General features: G+C 48.2%; 15 protein-coding genes. 11 read left to right on the top strand and 4 right to left on the bottom strand.

Translation table 11 applies throughout. The annotated features are described in order from the left end of the window. Positions 1–8 precede the first annotated feature (8 nt). The 4 genes from V7S65_RS30755 to V7S65_RS30740 all read right to left on the bottom strand — a co-directional run bounded on the left by V7S65_RS30755 (position 9) and on the right by V7S65_RS30740 (position 3189). A complete protein-coding gene (locus tag V7S65_RS30755) occupies positions 9–1031 on the bottom strand; it encodes a FecR family protein (protein ID WP_336389408.1) in 1023 nt (340 codons plus the stop codon). Positions 1032–1080: 49 nt separating this feature from the next. Next, positions 1081–1620, bottom strand: a complete 540-nt coding sequence (locus V7S65_RS30750; RefSeq protein ID WP_133256293.1) for an RNA polymerase sigma factor — start codon at positions 1618–1620, stop codon at positions 1081–1083. A gap of 101 nt (positions 1621–1721) precedes the next feature. Continuing rightward, positions 1722–2234: a hypothetical protein gene (locus tag V7S65_RS30745; RefSeq protein WP_336389407.1), complete on the bottom strand. Its 513-nt coding sequence runs from the start codon at positions 2232–2234 to the stop codon at positions 1722–1724. 97 nt (positions 2235–2331) lie between these two features. Beyond that, positions 2332–3189 (bottom strand): AraC family transcriptional regulator, encoded by an 858-nt coding sequence (locus V7S65_RS30740; protein ID WP_336389406.1) that lies wholly within the window; start codon positions 3187–3189, stop codon positions 2332–2334. Between the two features lie 139 nt (positions 3190–3328). Here V7S65_RS30740 and V7S65_RS30735 point away from each other — a divergent pair, with 139 nt between their 5' ends. From V7S65_RS30735 to V7S65_RS30685, 11 genes are all read left to right on the top strand, one after another. Then, entirely contained in the window at positions 3329–4858 is a 1530-nt protein-coding gene (locus tag V7S65_RS30735; protein WP_079472364.1) for a sodium:solute symporter, read from the top strand. 20 nt (positions 4859–4878) lie between these two features. Further along, entirely contained in the window at positions 4879–5823 is a 945-nt protein-coding gene (locus V7S65_RS30730) for a dihydrodipicolinate synthase family protein (RefSeq protein WP_336389405.1), read from the top strand. A gap of 87 nt (positions 5824–5910) precedes the next feature. After that, positions 5911–6507 carry an RNA polymerase sigma factor gene (locus V7S65_RS30725; protein WP_336389404.1) on the top strand — a complete coding sequence of 199 codons (597 nt, stop codon included), beginning with the start codon at positions 5911–5913 and terminating at the stop codon, positions 6505–6507. Positions 6508–6588: 81 nt separating this feature from the next. Beyond that, positions 6589–7569 (top strand): FecR family protein, encoded by a 981-nt coding sequence (locus V7S65_RS30720; RefSeq protein ID WP_336389403.1) that lies wholly within the window; start codon positions 6589–6591, stop codon positions 7567–7569. 20 nt (positions 7570–7589) lie between these two features. Next, positions 7590–11057: a SusC/RagA family TonB-linked outer membrane protein gene (locus V7S65_RS30715; RefSeq protein WP_336389402.1), complete on the top strand. Its 3468-nt coding sequence runs from the start codon at positions 7590–7592 to the stop codon at positions 11055–11057. 12 nt (positions 11058–11069) lie between these two features. Continuing rightward, a complete protein-coding gene (locus V7S65_RS30710; RefSeq protein ID WP_336389401.1) occupies positions 11070–12548 on the top strand; it encodes a SusD/RagB family nutrient-binding outer membrane lipoprotein in 1479 nt (492 codons plus the stop codon). A gap of 5 nt (positions 12549–12553) precedes the next feature. Next, a complete protein-coding gene (locus tag V7S65_RS30705; RefSeq protein WP_336389400.1) occupies positions 12554–13774 on the top strand; it encodes a metallophosphoesterase family protein in 1221 nt (406 codons plus the stop codon). A 45-nt stretch (positions 13775–13819) separates the two neighbouring features. Next, the gene (locus V7S65_RS30700) at positions 13820–16045 is read left to right on the top strand and encodes a glycoside hydrolase family 20 zincin-like fold domain-containing protein (protein ID WP_336389399.1); all 2226 of its coding nucleotides are present in this window, start codon (positions 13820–13822) and stop codon (positions 16043–16045) included. Positions 16046–16055: 10 nt separating this feature from the next. After that, entirely contained in the window at positions 16056–18197 is a 2142-nt protein-coding gene (locus V7S65_RS30695) for a hypothetical protein (protein ID WP_336389398.1), read from the top strand. Between the two features lie 9 nt (positions 18198–18206). After that, entirely contained in the window at positions 18207–19820 is a 1614-nt protein-coding gene (gene pafA, locus V7S65_RS30690; protein WP_336389397.1) for an alkaline phosphatase PafA, read from the top strand. A gap of 69 nt (positions 19821–19889) precedes the next feature. Continuing rightward, a complete protein-coding gene (locus V7S65_RS30685; RefSeq protein ID WP_336389396.1) occupies positions 19890–20645 on the top strand; it encodes a hypothetical protein in 756 nt (251 codons plus the stop codon). Positions 20646–20893: the final 248 nt, after the last annotated feature.

Below are 20893 nucleotides of genomic sequence, written 5' to 3'. Positions count from 1 at the left end.
TTCCGGGATTATTGTACTATGTAGATAACATCATCTTTCTGATTAATAGTAAGATTATTTAACGTACCAATAGTCGTCAGGAATTCTTTTAATGTTTCTTTGCTACTGTCGAATGTTCCGGTGAAATTCATGCCTGTGAGGCTGCTTTCTGTATATTGTATGCTGACGTGGTATTTCTCAGACATCTGTTTGAAAACGCCCACCAGCGGTTCATTGTTGAACGTGATAATTTCGTTTATGCGTACAGGTGCTTTATCTTTTTTATTGCTGATGGCCGCATTCACAGTTACCAGCATTTTTTGCCGGTCGTAGCGCAGTGCCTGGCCGGGAAGCAGGTAAACATCGGGTGCCTGTGCATGCTCCTGCTTTACCACTACCTTGCCGCTGATCAGCTGTACCTGTGTGATCGCTTTCCCGTTCCATGCAGTTATTTTAAACACGGTGCCTAATGCGGTGGTGCCAAGCTGGCCTGCATATACGGTGAATGGTTGCTCTTTATTACCGGTTACGCGGAAGAGGGCTTGTCCTTTTAAATAAACATCCCTGCGGCTGCCGGTAAACGGCTCCTGGTATTTCACCTCGCTTTGCGGCGACAGTTCAACAATGCTGCCATCGCTCAGCTGCAGCGGCATTGTTTTGCGGGTGTGGTTCATCACCGTACGTAACGCTGTTGCCGGAGCAACATTTGTTTGCGCGAGTTTTACGGCCATTGTTTTATTCACGGGCAACGGACGTAACAAAGTCCATAGGAGTCCGCCGGAAATAATCAGTACAACAGCTGCTGCCGCTGCATACCAACGCCTGTTTATTTGTTTCTTCTGAAAAGTACGACCTTCGATCACCGTCATCATTTTACCGGAAATGGCTTCCGGTAATTGCTGGCCGGGCTGGAAAGCATGCCAGCTTTCTTCCGTTAAGTAAGGTTGTAAAGCCTCCGGATGCTGCGCAATGTATTCTTTTACCCATTGCTTCTCTGCTTCATTGCATTCATCCCGGAGAAACTTTTCAATAAGTGTTGCTGAATGCTTCATAGTAAGTATTCGTTTGAAAACAGTAAATCCCTCACTGCATAACATTTAGTTAATAGATCACGAGTAGCAGCAGTAGCAGCAGGGAATTTTTTAATTGCCGGATAGCCCGTACAATATGGTTTTCAACTGTTTTAGGGGAGATGGATAACTGCCTGGCAATTTCTTTGTGCGGAAGTCCTTCAAAGCGGCTGAGTTTAAAAACATTTTTCCGGATGGGAGATAGTTGTTCTATACTGTTGTACACCCGTTTCAGTTCTTCCTTTACAGAGATGTCTGTTTCCACATGCCAGGTAGTGGTATCCTTTACCAGTGTTTGCGTATGACGGTTACGCACCTGCTGTTTGCGGAGCAGGTCGGTCATCACGCTTTTGCCTATACGAAAAATTTGTGTGGAGATATTGAAGTTTGTTGAAAGCTTCTCCCGTTTTTCCCAGAGGAGTATGAAAGTAAGTTGCACAGTTTCCTCCGCTATGTAAACGGAGTGTGTACATTTCAGCACGTAGAAGTAAAGTTTTGTGTGGTACTGTTGGTATACCATCTTAAAACTTTCGATATTCCCATTGATAATATCCTGTACAATACTTTCCATAATTGCCAGCAAATATCTGATCAGCCTAAACAAGATACAAGGAATTACCGATTATATTATTGTTATTTTCAACAATAGCATGCGATATCTCCGCGGTTCGTTTATTTCTTCAATTTTAATATTAAGGGTACCGTAGCTACACCGGGGATCGTTACCGTGAGGGAAAGATCCAGGTTGGTGCTGCTGATATTTTCGATCCAGTGCGGGTCGTTTTCTCCTTTGGCAGAAATAAGTTTCAACACCGAATCATGTACATCCAGGTCCCACGTACCGCTGTTGCCCGCAACAGGCAGGATCAGCGTGGTGCAGCCCTCAATGGCAAAGGAACCATCGGCATTAAACCGGTAGGTGTTGTTAACGGTGCAGGTGAACAGGGCGCCGCCCGGTCCGAGTAGCGGAGCAAGCGCAATGATGCTGGTGCCTGCGGGAATGTTCTGTTTATTCAATTTAACGGCTACAGCCAGCACGATGTCCTGTTGTTTCCAGGTACCCGTCACCAGTTCATACTTAGGCGATTTTTGGGGCGTTGCAGGCTTATCTTTTTTACAGGCGCCTGTAAGTATACAAAATACAGACAGTACAATAAATAGATAACGGGGGATAAAAAAGTGCATGTGTTTTGGTATTAAATGATGGAAGGAGTTTCGTTCCTTCTATATATTCGTTTTGAAACGGTATATCCCTCACCGCTTAACAATTGGTTAATATAAACTAGCCTTTATCCCTGAATTTTTTGGGCGACACCCCCATGATCAGTTTAAACGACCTGGAAAACGTGTATTGATCGGGGTATCCCATTTCCTGCGCAATTTCTTTTACGGTAAGATGGGTATCTTTCAGCAGCTGGCTGGCCTTCTGCATCCGCAGGGAGGTAAACAGCTGGATGGGAGAGTAGCGTGTTTTTTCTTTGAAGAGGGCCGACAGGTATGAGGCGGAAATACAGGTTTCCCTGGAAAGGTCGGCCAGGGTGAGGTGCTGGTCCAGCTTTCGTTTCATGAGCTGGATACATTGCTCAATAATATTGTCGGCGCCCTTCTTCATATAATTGAAAACAGTAAGCCGGAAGGTACCCAGGAAACTATAGAACCGGAAATTGGCATACAGCAGGTTTTCTATATTATTCATGAGGTCGAGATGATGGAGGATATCATCGAACTGCGCATTGCGCCCTACAAGCGGCGGAATGGTATGTGGTTTCAGGCCGGTGCCGAGGTAGCTGTAGATGTCGTCAGCGAGCTTGCCGGAAAACTGTACGGCGTAGATGCGCCATGGTTCTTCGGCCGAAGGGCCGGAGCGGAACGCGGCGCCTTTTGGAAAAAGCAGGTATTGATTGGATTTGATGGCCACTTTCTTTTTCCCGGTTTCCAGCCATCCTTTTCCATGTGTTACATATAATAAGGTGTATACCGGAGCGCCCTTTGGTTCGCTGATTTCGCGGGCAGCATTTTCAGGATAGAGGCCAATGGTGGTAATAAAAAGGTTCCTGCCAAGCGGATGCTTTTCCAGCTTGCGTTTCAGGTGGTCCGGTAAGTTCCAGGTGGTCGGTGTGTTGGCGGCCAGGTTGTTCATCGCAATAGTAATTTAAGCTATTCTTTTCATAACATTCAACATTGTTTGATCCATAAAAATTAGCAATCTTCGTGTAACGACTGTAATATTTATTCATCCACGTATTGAACTGGTTTTATCAACCAATCGGAGAATCGTTATGCACCAACTGCCAATAATTGATCTGGCTGTAATCGCCATTTACCTGCTATGTATGATTGGAGTGGGGGTATGGTTTTCACGGAAAAACAGGAACGCAGCACAATTTACCACGGCATCAGGAACTATACCGGGCTGGGCTTTGGGGCTTTCTTTGTATGCCACGTTTTTAAGTAGTAATACTTTTCTCGGCGTGCCGGGAAAATCATTTGGCAGTAACTGGAATGCTTTTGTATTCAGTTTATCTATGCCGCTGGCAGCTTTTATTGCGGCAAAATATTTTGTGCCGTTTTACCGGCGCAGCGGTGAAGTGAGCGCCTACACACACCTGGAACACCGCTTTGGCCCGTGGGCCAGAACATATGCGATGGTTTGTTTTATCCTGATGCAACTGGCGCGGATGGGCTCCATCTTTTTTGGTGTGGCGCTGGCGCTGCAGGCGCTTACGGGGTTGGAAATGCGTACTATCATGACCGTTACCGGCGTATGCATCATTATATATACGGTGTTGGGCGGTATGGAAGCGGTGATCTGGACAGAGGTATTGCAGGGGATTGTAAAAACCGCCGGCGCCATCGTGATCCTCTGGCTGGTGATTACAGGAATGAACGATGGCGTGAAGGATATCTGGAAGATAGGAATGGCAGATGGGAAATTTTCCCTGGGCAGTTTTTCCCTGCGGGATTTCAGTACGTCTACTTTCTGGGTGGTGTTCCTGTATGGCTTTTTTATTAACCTGAATAATTTCGGGATGGACCAGAACTATGTACAGCGCTATCATACGGCCCGTTCAGAAAAGGAAGCGTCGCGCAGTATATGGCTTTGCGTGTATTGGTATGTGCCGGTGAGCATGGTATTCTTTTTTATCGGCACTGCCTTGTATGCGTATGCGCAACAGCATCCGGAACTGCTGCTGCCGCTGAAACAACAGGTGGCTGCGGAAAGGCAGGTACCGGTTGCATCACTGCAGCCAGCTGATTACGGCGATAAAGTATTGCCCTGGTTTATGGTCACCAAAGTGCCTAAAGGACTTATGGGCTTAATCGTAGCAGCCATTCTTTCAGCTGCGATGAGTACCGTCAGCAGTGGCATGAACAGTACCGCTACTGTTTTTCTGAAAGATATCTATCAGCGGTATGTTGATCCGAAAATCACGCCTGCAAAGGAAATGCGGGTATTGTATATCGCCACTACCTTATCGGGTTTGCTGGCTATTGGTTTTGGTATTTCCATGATAGGCGTGAAGAGTATTCTTGACATGTGGTGGGAGCTGTCTGGTATTTTTGCGGGAGGCATGCTGGGATTGTTTTTGCTGGGTATTATCTCCAAAACAAAAAATGCCACAGCGGTTACTGCTACCATCATTGGTATTATAGTGATCCTGTGGATGTCGTTATCAAAGTATCTGCCCGCCGGATGGGTAAATCTGCGCAGCCCGTTGCATGCGCATATGATCATCGTGGTGGGAACTTTATCAATATTCCTGGCGGGAATGCTGCTATCGCGGCTGCAACGTCTTAAAACTTCCTGATTTATTAAAACCAGTTTGTTATGCAAAAGAAATTTGTACCGGTGATGATCACCCCCTTTAATCTGAAAGCGCAGATTGACCATGACATGGTGGAGCACCTGGTAGATTTTTATCTGGATGCCGGCGTAAAAGGTTTTTTCGCCAACTGCCTGTCGTCCGAAATGTACAGTATCAGCGAGGATGAGCGACTGGAGCTGACACGCCACGTAGTGCGCTATGTGAATGGCCGTGTGCCGGTAGTGGCCACCGGGTCGTTTGGTCTTACCATCAAAGACAAAGCGCTGTTTACACAAAAGATCTATGATACCGGTGTGGATTCTGTGATCATGATCACCGGTCATTTCGCCAATATAGATGAGCCGGATGCGGTGCTGCTGCAAAGATTTGAGGAATTGTTTTCGCTGACCGGCGATATTCCGTTAGGCTTATACGAATGCCCTGCGCCTTATAAAAGAGTGATTACACCGGAAATCCTGCAAACCTTACTGGCTACCAACCGACTCATTTATCACAAGGACACTTCCTGCAAAGTAGAAAACGTGCGCGCCAAACTGGCCGTAACAGCGGGCAGCCGGCTGGAGTTCTACGATGCACATACGCCTAATGCGGTAGCATCTATGGAAATGGGAGCAGCTGGTATGTCGTCTATCTCCGGAAATTTTTATCCTGAAATACTGGTGTGGCTGTGTAATCATGTAAATGATGAAAGCCGGCAGGAAGATGTGCGCTGGATACAATCGGAATTGCAAAGAGTAGACCCGCTGATCCATATAGCTTATCCGCTGAGCGCAAAATATTTTCTGCAGTTAAGAGGTATTCCTGTACGTACCATCAGCCGCGCCCATGCGCTGGAGCTGACGCCGGAACAGAAAGAAACCTTGCAGCAGATTTACCGTGATTTTAAAGGCTGGTGCGAGCGTTTACAGATCTGGGAAGTGGTGTCGGCGCCTTTACCCTCACATTAAATCGATGTTATTTCTGACAGGAAGTTATGACGGCAACCGGCCAATGTGTAGTTTAGAGAAAGATCCTTATGCTAATTCACACAATAGATGTCAAGCAGTCCATACAATCCTCAGCAAGATGAACAGTTCCTGTGGGTCCGGCTCCGTAACGGAGACCGGGACGCCTTCGGGGAAATATACCGGCGCTACTTTCCGTTGCTGTTCCGCTACTGCATCCGGTTTACAACAGACCGTGCATTGGTAAAGGATATGTTACAGGACTTCTTCTCGCAGCTATTTATGCAAAGGGCCGGCCTTTCACTTCCTGTCAGCCTCAAAAGTTACCTGATGGTAGCCGCCAGGAGAAAGCTGTTCAGGTATCTTGATAAGTCGGCGCACGGCCCTGCCAGCCTCGACGAAGGCACAGCCTCCACTTTCGCCCTGGAGCTTTCCCCGGAAAGTATCCTCATCAACCGGCAGCATACCGAAAACGCCACGCGGTTGCTGCAACAAAAACTGAATGCCCTTACCCTCCGCCAGAAAGAAGCCGTATACCTGCGTTTCTATGAAGGTCTTTCCTACGAGGAGATTGCCGATATTATGGTATTGAAAGAAGTAAAGTATGCCCGGACCTTGATATACCGGGCCATAGCAGAATTAAAAGAGCTGCTGGCACAGGATGAATCAGCCCTGATGTTCCGTTAAAAAAAAGTTTTAAAAAATATCCGTTTCCCTGAGGGTATTTTTTCGATTCGTGACTCTTCTTATTGTACAAGGTACTTTTTTATGAACTATAGTGAATTCGACGCAGCAGATTTTGCTGCGGATGACTTATTCCGTGCGTGGGTGCTGGAAGAAACAGGTGCTGCTTTCTGGGAAGGCTGGATAACAGCGCATCCCGAAAAGGAAGCGGCACTGCAGGATGCCCGCGCATTGGTGCTGGCACTACGGTTCCGTACCAACGAAATAAGCATGGAAGAAATGGATGCGGTGAAAGATCAGATAGATCTGTTGCTGGACGAACCCGTTATTAAAAAAAATAACGGAACTGCCCGCAGGCCCTGGTATTATGCCCTGGCTGCCGCTGCCGCCGTGTTGCTGTTTGCCGGTATATGGTATGCACAGGGAAGCGAACCACCCATTGAAAACATTCTTGTTCAAACCGGTTTCGGGGAAACCAAAACGTTGCAACTGCCCGACGGTTCTATTGTACAGCTAAATGCCAATTCATCTGTTTCTTATCCCCGCAAATGGACAAAAGAAAATGTAAGAGCAGTAACGCTGAATGGCGAAGCCTATTTTAATGTATCCAAATCGCCCGCCGGATTGCATCCCAAATTCCGGGTGCTGATGCCGCAGGTCACCATTGAAGTAAAAGGAACTGCCTTTAATGTATACCACCGTCACGACCAGGTGAAGGTATTACTGGAAGAAGGAAAGATTGTAGTGAACGATAGCCTGGATATGAAGCCTGGCGACATGATGTCTTTTACGCCGGGAGCACATCACCGGCTGCAGGCAGATCCTGTGCAGCTTACCGCCTGGAAGCAACACCGGCTCCTGTTCAGGGACACGCCGTTGATAAGCGTTGCACAGCAACTGGAAGATATTTACGGTTATAAGATTCAGTTCAGGAATAAGAAAATGGAAGGCCTGTTATTTACAGGCGCCGGTCCTGCTGACGATCCTTCGATGGTGTTGAAAGCTATGGCCACCGTACATCAGCTGAAAATGAAACAAAGCAATTCAGTTATCATTTTTGAATAAGGTTTTTAAAATTTACAGTTATGCAAAAGAGCTTTACGAAGCTTTATTCTCCCTGGAGAGCAATGCTGCTGTTGTTGCTGCTGCTGACCACCGAAACCAGCGCACAGCAATTAATGGTAAGAAGCGGAAATACTCCCGGGGAAGCAGGAACCATCCCACTCCGGCAGATGCTGACCAACCTCGAAACAAGGTTTAACATCAGCTTTAATTATTCGCCCACACAGGTAGCGGATAAATTTGTAGCAGGAAAACAACTCCGTGTTACCGACAGTAACCTGGAAGTCCAGCTAACGAAAATGCTTACACCACTGGGTTTACAGGCAGTAAAATTAAGCGATCATGATTACGCGATCCGTCCTTCCGGCGGGGAAGCCAACACCACCAAAGCACAGGAAGTTACCGTAAAAGGCATCGTCACCGATGAAAGCGGTGTAGCCCTTCCCGGTGTAAGCGTACATGAAAAAGGAACCTCGAATGGTACGGCTACCAACGTAGACGGACAGTTTACCATTAAGGTAGCAAGCAGCAATGCGGTGCTCGTATTCCGCTCCGTTGGTTACCAATCAAAAGAAGCAGTGGCCGGCAACGGTAACCTGCAGGTGCAGTTAGTGGCTACCGTACGCAGTTTGGACGACGTGGTAGTTACCGCCCTCGGTATTAAGCGCCAGGAGAAAGCACTCGGCTACTCTATTGCCACGCTGAAAGGCGACCAGGTAAGCACCGTAAAAGAAGTTAACATTGCCAACGCCTTAGCCGGTAAAGTAACCGGTGTAAACGTAAGAAGCACCAGCTCTGATCCGGGCGGTACCTCGCTGGTAACCATTCGCGGCCAAAGCAGCATGGAAGGCTATAACCAGCCTTTGTATGTAGTGGATGGTATCCCCATTGCACCGGCGGTGCGTAACCCGAAACAACCCGTAGGACAGGTAGTAGTGGATTATGGCAGCACCATCTCGGATATTAACCCGGATGATATCGCCAGCATCTCTGTACTGAAAGGCGCCAGCGCCTCCGCTTTATATGGCTCCCGCGCTATCAACGGCGTGATCCTCATCACCACCAAATCCGGCTCAGGCGCCACTAAAGGTTTAGGCGTTTCCGTTAACTCCAGCGCCATGTTTGATCAGCCCTGGCTGTTTCCGAAATTCCAGAATGAATTTGGTTCCGGCGACCGTGAAGGTTCTGATGAAACTATTTCTGACGCTTCCTGGGGACCGCGGCTGGACGTAGGTACCAAACATGTACAATGGAACAGCCCTTTGGATGCAAACGGACAGCCTATTCCAACCGACTGGGTATCTTACCCCGACCGGCATAAGGACTTCTTCCGTACCGGATCTACCTTCACCAATAACATTGCCATCACCGGTAATAACAAGGATGGTAACTTCCGCCTGTCGTTTACCAACCTGAAAAATGAAGGCATCATTCCAAATACCGATCTGAAAAGAAATACGCTCAACCTAGCAGCAGGATATAATCTGAATTCCAGCATCAGGGTGAGTACCAATATCGGCTATACGAAAAACAGCAGCGGCAACCGGCCTACTTTTAACCGGGGGAGCGTGAGTAACATCGTATATACCACTACACCGAACGTAGATATCAGGCAGCTGCGCAACTACTGGTTGCCCGGTAAAGAAGGACTGAAGCAGTTTTCACATGTACCCGGATCTACCGATAACCCTTACCTGGTGGCATATGAATTCATCAACGGGTTTGACCGTGACCGTATGACCGGTAACGTGGAACTGAATATCCAGATCACGAAAGACTTATCGCTGATGGGCCGTACCGGCATGGATCTCTACTCTGAAACACGCGAAAGTAAACGTCCTTTCAGTGCAGTAAAGAACCCAACCGGCGCGTATGCTTTTGAAACAGAATTTTTCAGGGAACAGAATACCGACTTCCTGTTGAGTTATAAAAAGAATATCAACTCCGATTTCTTTGTATCTGTTTCCGCAGGCGCCAACCGCATGAACCAAACCGGCAAGGGCTCCAGCCAGAAATCAGAAGCACTGGTGATTCCAGGATTATACAATATTTCCAATGCCAAAGCAGGTACGGTAGTAAATAATTCCAGCAGGTATACCAAACGGATCAACAGCGTGTACGGCATGGGACAGGTGAGCTTCCGCAACTATGCATTCCTGGATCTGACAGCGCGTAACGACTGGTCCAGTACCCTGCCCGCCGGCAACAATTCCTATTTCTATCCTTCGGCTTCACTGAGCCTGATTGTATCAGATATGCTGGGTATTAAATCGGATGCATTGTCTTTTGCAAAGATCCGTGCCAACTGGGCACAGGTGGGTGGTGATACCGATCCCTATAATTTGTACAATACCTTCAGCTTTGGCCAGGACTGGAACGATGTGAAGCTGGCAAACATCAGCAATGTGCTGAAAAATAACCGGCTGAAACCACTGATTGCTACCTCGCATGAATTTGGGGCAGATGTTCGTTTCCTGAAAGGAAGACTCGGTATCGACTTTACTTATTATAACACCGTAAACCGTAACCAGATCATCAGGATACCGGTAACAATGGCTACAGGTTATTCCAACATGGTAACCAACGCCGGTAAGATCAGGAACAAAGGCATTGAGATCGGGTTGAATGCAACACCGGTAGCAGGGCCATTCCGCTGGGATCTGCAATTAAACTATACCCGTAACCGTAATAAAGTGCTGAAGCTGATTGATGGCGTGAGCAGTTACCAGTTGGGCAGTGCAGAAGGGATCCGCTTCCTTGTAAAAGAAGGCGCTGAAATGGGCGACATGTATGCGCAAACCTGGGCTACCGTACCGGATGGGGAATTTAAAGGTCAGCCTTTATTGAGTGATGAAGGTGGTTACCAGCAGTTAAATGATTATGTAAAGATAGGTAACTATAACCCCGACTTTATGCTCGGTATTAATAATACCTTTACTTACAAAGGGTTTACGCTGAATGTGCTGATCGATTGGCGCCAGGGCGGTAACTTCTTCTCTTATGTGGCAAAGAACCTGTTGAGTGATGGCCGTACACAAACCACGGTTCCGGGTCGTGATCCGAAAACCGGTGGCCTGGCCTGGAAAGATGCAGATGGCAACAACCGCACAGATGGCATGATCCTTTTCGGTTATATAGATGACGGAAATGGTAAATACAAACTCAATGATAAGGTTACCGATCCGGAAAACTATTATGGTGAATACTACTGGAGTTTCAATGGCCGGTCTACTTTCGACGCCAGTTATGTAAAGCTCCGGGAAGCATCTCTCACCTATACCTTTTCAAAGAAAACACTGGGCAAGCTGCCACTGGGAAATCTGACAGTATCACTGATTGCACGCAACCTGTTTACCTGGACTGCTGCAGAACAAGGGTACGATCCGGAAACGGCAATGACGATCTCCAACGGTAGTTTCTCTCCGGGCGTAGCCAGCTGGGGATTACCTTACACCCGTTCTTATGGCGCTAAGGTAGGTTTCAATTTCTAAACCAATAATTATATGGTTATGCAACGCATGCCTTTTAAATACCTGATACTGATTTTCGGCGTTCTCTTTGCATCCTGCGAAAAGGGGCTGGAAGATATCAATGTGAATCCGAACGAGTCGGAAGTGATCAATCCTGAATTCCTGTTGTCCTCCGTGCTGATCAATACCGCGTATGATTACCAGAAAGAAGCTTACTTTGATAAGCCTGCTTCTGCCGGTCGTTATATCACGATGGTGCGGAACGAGGGAAACGATAAGTTCGACTGGGGCCCTCAAAGCTGGGATGGCTACTATTCAAAGTTATCATCCAACCGGGAAATGATGGACCTGGCAAAGAAGCTGAATGTGCCGCAGTACGTATCTGTAGGCAAGGTGCTGGAAGCTTTTAACTTTGCATATATCACTGACCTGTTTGGCGATATTCCATACAGTGAAGCGTTGTTGCTGAAGAGTCAAACGCTGGCGCATCCGAAGTATGATCCGCAACAGGCGGTATACCCGGCTTTACTGCAAACGCTGAAAGAAGCCAATGACGAGCTGTCCACCATGACCGATAAGGTAGATACTAAAGCAGATGTGATGTACAAAGGAGAGCCGCTGAACTGGCGGAAGTTTGCCAACTCACTCCGTTTGCGGATGTTGTTGCGTATCTCTAAAAACTATCCCACTGCATTCACAGAAATGCAGGAGATCCTGAACAATAAAAGTAAGTATCCCATCTTTGAAAGTAATGCAGATAACGCGGAAATCATTTACCAGGGCGCTGTAGCTGCCAACAGCTGGCCGGGTAGTTTGCAGGCGAGTTCATATGATGAATTCGATAAGCGCAAGCCCAGCAAGGAAATTGTGGATGCATTATTACAACGGAATGACCCCCGCCTGAAAGTATGGATAGCGCGCGTGGATTCGCTGACAGGATGGAAAACAGATCCCAATCCTTATGTGGGTGTACCTAATGCGATTCCTGCACCTTACGATTATAATGGGGGTAAGAATAATATCTCCCGTCTTTCTTCTTTGTTCAGCAGCAGCAAGGCGGATATGTTAAAAGCCAGCATGCTTACCTATGCAGAAGTTTGTTTCATCCTCGCAGAGTGTGTGCAGGCGGGCAAAGTAACCGTGCCGGGTAAAACAGCCGAAAGCCTCTACTATGATGGCATCCATGCCAACATGAAATTTTATGGCGTAGATCAGGCTGCCATTGATGCCGGTTATTTCAACCAGGCGTCTGTAAAATACAATGGTACCCTGGAACAACTCATCGGTCAGAAGTGGATTGCCGGTTTCCTGAAAGGCGCGGAAGCGTGGTTTGATAACCGCCGCACCGGCCTGCCTAAATTTGTACTGGGTCCTATGTCGTCCACTACGGTGCTGCCTAAACGATATATTTATCCTACCGGCGAAAGAGATACCAATGAAGAACAATACCAGAAAGCACTCACCGTATTTGGAGCAGATAAACAAACCACGCTGATGTGGTACCTGAAGTAAAAGCTATGAAGAAAATACTGATAAGCGGGTGGCTGCTGGCCACCTGCTTTTTACAACAAGCATATGCCCAGCGTTTGCGGCCCGACAGGATTGTATTGAATGTAACGGAAGACCCTTCCCGTTCAGCAGCTGTTACCTGGAGAACCAGTGAGGATGCAGCTATCAGTTATGCCGAACTGGCGCCTGCTACTGCCGATCCGCGTTTCACGGCAACGGCTGTACGATATACTGCGGTTACAACACCGCCTTTCGCAGATTCCTTACCGGTACGGTATCATCATTTTACGTTCAACAACCTCCAACCCAATACCAACTACGTATACCGCGTAGGGCAGGGGGACAACTGGAGTGAATGGTTTTCCTTCCGCACAGCAGGATTGCCGGGCGAACCGTTTTCATTTATTTACCTGGGAGATGCGCAGGTAAACATCTTTTCCATGTGGTCAAGAACTATCCGCAAAGCCTGGTCGGTGGCGCCGGATGCGCGCCTCATCATTCATGCGGGCGACCTCGTGAACAGGGGCAATAATAACAACGAATGGCAGCAATGGTTTGAGGCAGGTGGCTTTATTCATGGCACCGTTCCCGGTATGATGACCACGGGTAACCACGAATATTACGAAAACGCTGCAGGGCAGGATGTTCCTTCTGCTTTCTGGCGGCCACAGTTTACCTTGCCGGAAAACGGTCCGGTGGGATTGGAGGAAACCTGCTACTATACAGATGTACAGGGCATGCGTTTTATTTCACTCAACTCACAGGAGGTGGAAATATCCGATACATTACTGGCCCGTCAGAAGGTGTGGCTGGAACAGTTGCTGAAAAACAATCCCAACCGGTGGACGGCCATCACGTTCCATCACCCGGTATTATCCACCAAGAAGAGCCGCAACAATGAGCGGCTGCGTGAAAACTTTAAGCCGCTATTCGACAGGTATAAAGTAGACCTCGTATTGCAGGGGCATGACCATACCTACGCACGTGGCCGCGATGGCAACAAGGGACCGGTATACGTGGTGTCTGTAAGCGGACCCAAAATGTCGGAGATAAATCCGCAGCCGTGGATGACCCGCACCGGCTCCTATACACAGCTATTCCAGGTAGTGGATGTGAAACCAAAGATGGTATCGTTCCGCGCCTACACAACCACCGGCGAATTGTATGATGCGTTTGACCTGGAGAAACAAGCCAACGGAGAAAATCTCCTGAAGAATAAAATGAAATAACCGTCCTGCTATTCCTTTTTTTTATATTAATCAGTTTATGAAATAATGAGAGGATTCCTTATCATATTGTTTTTCATTCCGCAACTCTGTATAGCACAGGTAACGATTGTATCGAAAGATAAGCAGATCGCCGCACAGGTATTACAGGAAGAAGTGAAACGCCGTACTGGTATCGTATGGCCCATTACAGCGCAGACGCCGGAAAAAGGGAGGGTGATCATCTTTCAAACAAAGAAATGTGATAAGGAGTCTTATCATATCCGCACCACAGGGCGTACCATTCTCATAGAAGGAGATGGCCCCCGCGGTTTGTTATATGGTGCGGGCTACCTGCTGCGCATCATGCAGTACCGGCAAAAGGAGGCCGTGTTACCGGAGGTGATCAATGCAGATGCCACACCTGAAAAGGGTATCCGTGGTCACCAGATCGGTTACCGCAACCTGGCTAACTCCTACGACGGGTGGACGCCGGAACAATATGAACAGTATATCCGCGACCTGGCCATCTTTGGGGCTAACAGTATAGAAGCCATTCCGTTTATGCCGGCATCGCCGCATTTCACCGTTTCTTCCAACGAAATGACCCGCCGGATCAGCGGGTACTGTAAAAAATACGACCTGGATTTTTCAGTATGGACACCCGCTACTTTTGACCTGAAGGATACTGCTAAAAGACATCATTTCCTGATGCAGTTTGATACGCTGTTCCGCGAATCGGTGCGGCTGGATGCGGTGTTCTTCCCCGGTGGCGATCCCGGCAACAATGCGCCGCAGCTGGTGCTGCCATTGCTGGAGGACTTAGCCGTTCCCTTAAAACAGTATCACCCGGAAGCTGCTATCTGGTTATCGCTGCAAGGCTACGATTCCACGGAGTGCGCATTCGTTTATTCCTATATCCATCAATACAAACCGTTGTGGCTGGGAGGTATAGTAGTGGGGCCTTCCAGTCCTACGCTGGAAGATACCCGTGCAGCTTTGCCACCGCAATACAAGATCCGTCATTACCCGGATATTACCCATACCGTTCGCTGCGACTATCCCGTAGTGTGGTGGGACCCGGCATTTGCGTTTAGCCTTGGCCGTGAGCCGGTGAATCCGCAGCCGGTATATTATGCAAACGTCTACCGTTTTATTGCGCCCGATATGGATGGCTTTATCAGCTACTCCGATGGCGCGCACGATGATATCAATAAAATGCTCTGGAGCATGCTGGGCTGGAACAGCCAGGCCGATGTGCGGGAGATGATGACCCAGTACGCCAATTACTTTTTCCCTTCCGCTTCACCGGAGCTGATAGCAGATGGTATCCTTGCGCTGGAAAAGAACTGGGAGGGACCGGTGGCAGATAATGGTGGTATAACGGCCACGCTTGCACTGTGGCAGCAACAGGAACGGCTACACGGAGAATTGTCCGGCAACTGGCGCTGGCAGATGTGTTTGTTAAGAGCCTATTACGATGCGTATACCCGTGAGCGTGCCATCCGGGAAGCCGCGCTGGAAGCGGAGGTGAACCGCACCTTGCTCGAGCATAAGGGCAATGAGATCGCCAATGCCGAAAAGATATTGCAACAGGCAGATAAAAAAGTAATGCCGCAATGGCGCGATCGTATTGTAGCGTTGTGCGATGAGCTGTATAAATCGGTATCCCTGCAAACCAGTGTGGCAAAGTATAAAGCCGCCGGGCCGGAAAGAGGGGCGGTGCTGGATTTCCTGGACCGGCCGTTGAATAACCGCTGGTGGCTGGAAGATAAGTTCCGTTATATCAAAACGCTTCCGTTGGCAGAGCAGCGTAAGGCGCTGGATACTATAGGGAGATGGGAGAATCCGGGGCCAGGTAGTTTCTACGATGATATTGGCAATGTATCAAAATCACCGCATGTAGTCCGGCCAGAGGACCTGCACACCGATCCGCTGATGCGCCGCAGTGATACGCCGGGGTTCGACTGGTGGGAGAGTGGTTACAGCCGTAAACGGTTGTCGTGGATGGTGAGCCTTCGCTGGCCTTCCGCCATGCGTTATGATCACCTCGATACTACCGCGCACTACGTGGTGAGAATAACAGGTTATGGCGAAAGCCTGCTGCGCGCGAATGGCGTATTGCTCAAGCCATCTCTCTATAACAAAGGAATAGGAGAAATAAAAGAATTTCCGGTACCCGCAGCTATCAGTAAAAGCGGTACCCTGCTGCTGACATGGGATAACATCGACGAAGAACATCTTAACTGGCGACAACATTCAAGGGTCACAGAAGTGTGGCTCATTAAATTATAAAATTATTGGGATGAAGAAAATAACTTACCTGGCGGCAGCCCTGCTGCTGTCGTGTTCTGCCCGTGCCACGTCCGACCTGCCTTTTACACAGGCGGTTTCTGTTAAGTACAACGTTCCGCAGGGATTGGAGCTGATCAAAGTGATCACCGATTACAACGATAACGTACAGGTGCTTACGAAGCAGGGCTTTTATCGCCTCAGCGGAAATGACCTGGTGCGCGATCTGCGTTTCCGCCCGCTGGCGCAGAAGATCCCCGTGGATGTTACTACACAGGAAGGAAGTGGTCATTTATATTATCTCTATGCAGATAAATGCCTGACCAATGGCTATGCAGGCATCCCGTATATCAATCTCCCGCAGGGGAAATTTAACCGGATAGCAGTAGATGCTGCCGGTCGTATGTTGTTGTCTGGCAGCAATGCACTTGCCATTGGTAACAACGGAAAACTGGAGGAGCTGCCGCTTATTCCTGAAGGCGTGCAACGGATGGAAGCCAATGGAGGCACTTTCTTTATTTTAACCAATAAAGCCGTGTATGCGCTGAAGGACCACCGGTTTGTACCGGTACATATGGTGAAAGATGCTACCGCAATGGCTTTCAAAGGAAACGATATCCTGCTTGGTACTGCTAATGGCTACTATGGTATTAACCGCAACAGTGGTGATACGAGTATGTCGCTGCAAACGCGTGTACCCGTTCCCGTTATCAGTGAGCTATTGGTAACCAACGGGCATATATGGGCAGGCACCGGTGCTGGTGCTTTTATGCACACCGATTCCGGCACCTACCGTTACTTTGCTTCCAAACGCTGGCTGGATCAGGATGTGGTGAAAAGTATGGCCGCCGATAGTCATGGTGATGTGTATGTATTAACCGGTACCGGTCTTAATAAAATTGCTTTTATACAACAAACACTCGCGCAGAAAACCGCTTTCTTTGAGCGCAAGATCCGTGAGCGGCACATCCGTTATGGCTTCATCGCCAACCTCCACCTGAATCCTCCCGGCGACGTAGGATCAGCTGAAATGGCGGATACTGATAATGACGGATTGTGGAGCAGCTTTTACCTCGGCAGCCAGGCTTTCCGGTATGCGGTTACACATGATCCAACGGCTAAAAGATATGCCTGGGAAGCGTTTGAAGCATTTGAAAGAATTTTATCCATCAACCAGTTAACAGGATTTCCTTCCCGGACATTTGAAAGAAAAGGCTATAAAAATTCTGACCCTGAAAGATGGCGCGATTCACCCGATCCCGAATGGGAGTGGAAGGGCCATACCAGCAGCGATGAATATGTAGCCTATATCTGGATTACCGCGGTATTAAACGAGATGGTGGCAGAAACGCCGGAGGAAAAGAAACGGGTCACTGCTTTTATTGATAAGATCATGACGCACATTGTAGATCATAAGTATACAATGGTGGACATTGATAACAAGCCCACGCTCTGGGCCCGCTGGAATCCGGAGTACATCAACTGGTACCCGACTACCATCGGCGACCGGCGACTGGGCAGCACTACTATCATTGCGGGTTTACAGCTGGCGTATAAATTAACAGGCAAAGAAAAATATAAAACAGAAGCCTATAAACTACTTAACAAGTACGGCTATCTGAAAAATATACAGATCGACTATCGCACCATCAAACCCACACCGGGATACCTGCATCAGGGAATTGATATGGGGATGGGCGACTGGAATCATTCTGACGATGAAATGGCTTTTCTTACTTATTGGGTGTTGTATAAATACGCATTCACCGATGAGCTGAAGGCACAATACAAAGGCGCTATCCGTAACCACTGGGAAGTGGAGCAACCGGAGAAGAACGCCGTATGGAACCTGATTACACTGGCCACCACAGGAGACTTCGACGCATCTGCCACTACCTGGTGGCTGCAAACTTTCCCGATGGACCTGATTAGCTGGAAGATTACCAATTCTAACCGTAAAGATATTACCCTCCTTCCGCCAAATTTCCGGCACCAGTACACCGAAGTGCTGCTGCCACTGGATGAACAGCCCGTACACCGTCATAACGCCAATGCCTTTACCCTGGATGGTGGCAGCAACGGCGAATCCGAGCTGGCGGGAGATGAATTTTTGTTGCCCTACTGGATGGCGCGTTACCTGAAAGTATTAGAATAATTTAAAAGTATGAAACAACTTTATACGGCAGGCATCCTGTTGATGCTGGCGATGAATGCGGCGGCACAGTCGCCTGCACCCAAACCCAAAATTGTAGTAGGCATGATGGTAGACCAGATGCGTTGGGATTACCTGTACCGCTACGCCGCAAGATATGGGAATGGCGGCTTTAAACGCCTGTTGCGCGAAGGGTTTAAATGCGAGCAAACGTATATCAATTACGCGCCTACGGTAACTGCCTGCGGACATACTTCCGTATATACCGGCAGCAGCCCGGCAGTGCATGGCATCGTGGACAACGACTGGTACAGCCGGGAGTTACAGCGATCCATGTACTGCACGGAAGACAGCACCGAAACCACGGTAGGCGCAGAAGGAAAAGCAGGGAATATGTCGCCCCGCAATCTGCTTGTTTCTACCGTAACAGATGAGCTGCGGCTGGCCACCAATTTCAAAAGCAAAGTAGTAGGCGTAGCGCTGAAAGACAGGGCCTCTATTCTTCCTGCAGGGCATACTGCCAATGCGGCTTTCTGGTATGATGGTAAATCGGGCAACTTTATTTCCAGCAGCTATTACATGAAGGCGCTGCCCGAATGGGCGCAACGCTTCAATGAACAACAGCTCCCGGTGAAATACCTGGACAAAGGCTGGGAAACATTATATCCCATCAGCAGCTATACGCAAAGTGATGCGGATAATAAAGACTATGAGAAATCATTTGGTCATGAAAAGGCGCCGGTGTTTCCGCATACTTTTACCGGCAGGGAAAAGAACTCCATACGTACCACTCCTTATGGCAACACGCTTACTTTTGCTTTTGCCAAAGCAGCCATAGAGGGGTACGCGCTCGGCGCCGGTACAGAAACAGATTTTCTGGCCGTCAGCTTTTCTTCTCCTGATGCTGTTGGCCACCAGTTTGGTCCTAACTCTATTGAAGAAGAAGATCTCTATCTGCGGCTTGATAAAGACCTGGAAGCATTCTTCACCTATCTCGATAAAAGATTCGGCAAAGGAAACTATCTCTATTTTATCACCGCTGATCATGGCGTGTCGCAGTCGCCCGGCTTCCTTGAAACACACCGGCTGCCAACCGGTTTGCTGGATGCAGACGCGGTATTGAAAGATATCAACACCGCTATTGCGGAACATTTTGGTGTGGCAAATGGCATAGTGGCTTTGTCGGCTTACCAGCTGTATCTCAACCGGCCCGCCTTTGCCGCCCGGAACATTCCCCTGCAACAGGTAATAACACTGGTAACAGAGAAACTGAAAGCAACGCCCGGTATAGCCGACGCCGTTAGTTTACACGACCTCGGTACGGCCGCTTTGCATGAGCCATTACGCACCATGCTGATAAATGGCTACAATAAGCAACGCGGCGGCGATGTGATCCTGCTGATGCAGGCCGGCTGGAAAGATGGTGGTCGCAGCGGCGCCACACATGGCCTGTGGTATCCATATGATGCGCATATCCCGCTTGTATGGATGGGCTGGGGGATTAAGCCCGGGAAAACCTACCGTACCACCGGTATGACGGATATTGCGCCTACAGTGGCGGCGCTGCTGAATATACAGGTGCCGGGTGGGAATATCGGGGAGGTGATTTGGGAGGTGTTTAAGTAGAGATGTTGTTGAGTAGCATCATTGAAAGCTGATACCGCTATTTTATATATCTTCGGAAAAAATGAATTTGTGCGTAATCCCACCCGGAGAAACAGGAATATCGGTACTCCCAAACAAGGACATGGCCAGCAAAATACGCTCACTATACCAAAGTCCGCGGACTACCGGATGTTTTATGAGCGCCTGGGAACATACGAAAAGCAAGAACGGGTTATAAATGGACATACATTTCTTTTTGTTATCGAAAAAAATACGACTTCTTTCAAGCATGCCTGTACTGTAAAAGATATCGAAAGGATGATCAGTTATATTCCTCCTGCTGACTATGGTAATTTGAAACTCATTGTATTACGTCAGCCCAAAAGAAAAGAGGCAATTCTCTCAGGGGTTTGGGGACGGCTTATTTACTCCTATGAGTTTGAGGATGACTATTATCCTGCAGTTATACTGGAAGCGGCTGACTATAAGAGCAAACTGAAATGGTCACGTAAGCTTGATCCTGATGGTCAGCAGGAATTAGCCAGGCTTCGCAGCGACGGACATTTCTTTACAGAAAGCAAAAGGAATTATACTGCATTGCTGGAAGCTGACAATGTAAGAAGCACCCAATTATACAGAACATTGCCTCATGAATTCGGTCATTATGTGCATTATTTGCAGGTGGTAAAACCATTTCAGGACGACCAGGACGACCAGGAAAAGCGGGAAGAGATCTATCTGCATCTGCCTAAAGATGAGAAAGAGAAATTTGCGCATCAATACGCGGATAAGCTGCGGCAGCGGCTACTACTTGAAAATTCGATTCCCTTTGAAAGACAGGTGTAATGGTTACTTCCCGGATGCCTCTCCAATACTTCGGACATGGGTATCTCATGGACCATCCATGCACTATCTATACTATTCGCATGCACTCCTCATGCACTCCTCATGCACTATTGATGCACTATCCATGCACTATGTCCACATGAGGTCGCTAAAAATTCCGGGCTGAGGGTATGGGTCTAGTCCTGGTATAGGTTTACACTTTTGTTAGATAATCCTGTTTGAAGTTTACAATATAAGTTTTTAGTCCT

This window comes from Chitinophaga sp. CCNWYY40, from assembly GCF_037483205.1.
Classification (GTDB): Bacteria; Bacteroidota; Bacteroidia; order Chitinophagales; family Chitinophagaceae; genus Chitinophaga; species Chitinophaga ginsengisegetis.
This window is presented reverse-complemented; position numbering and strand designations above follow the sequence as displayed.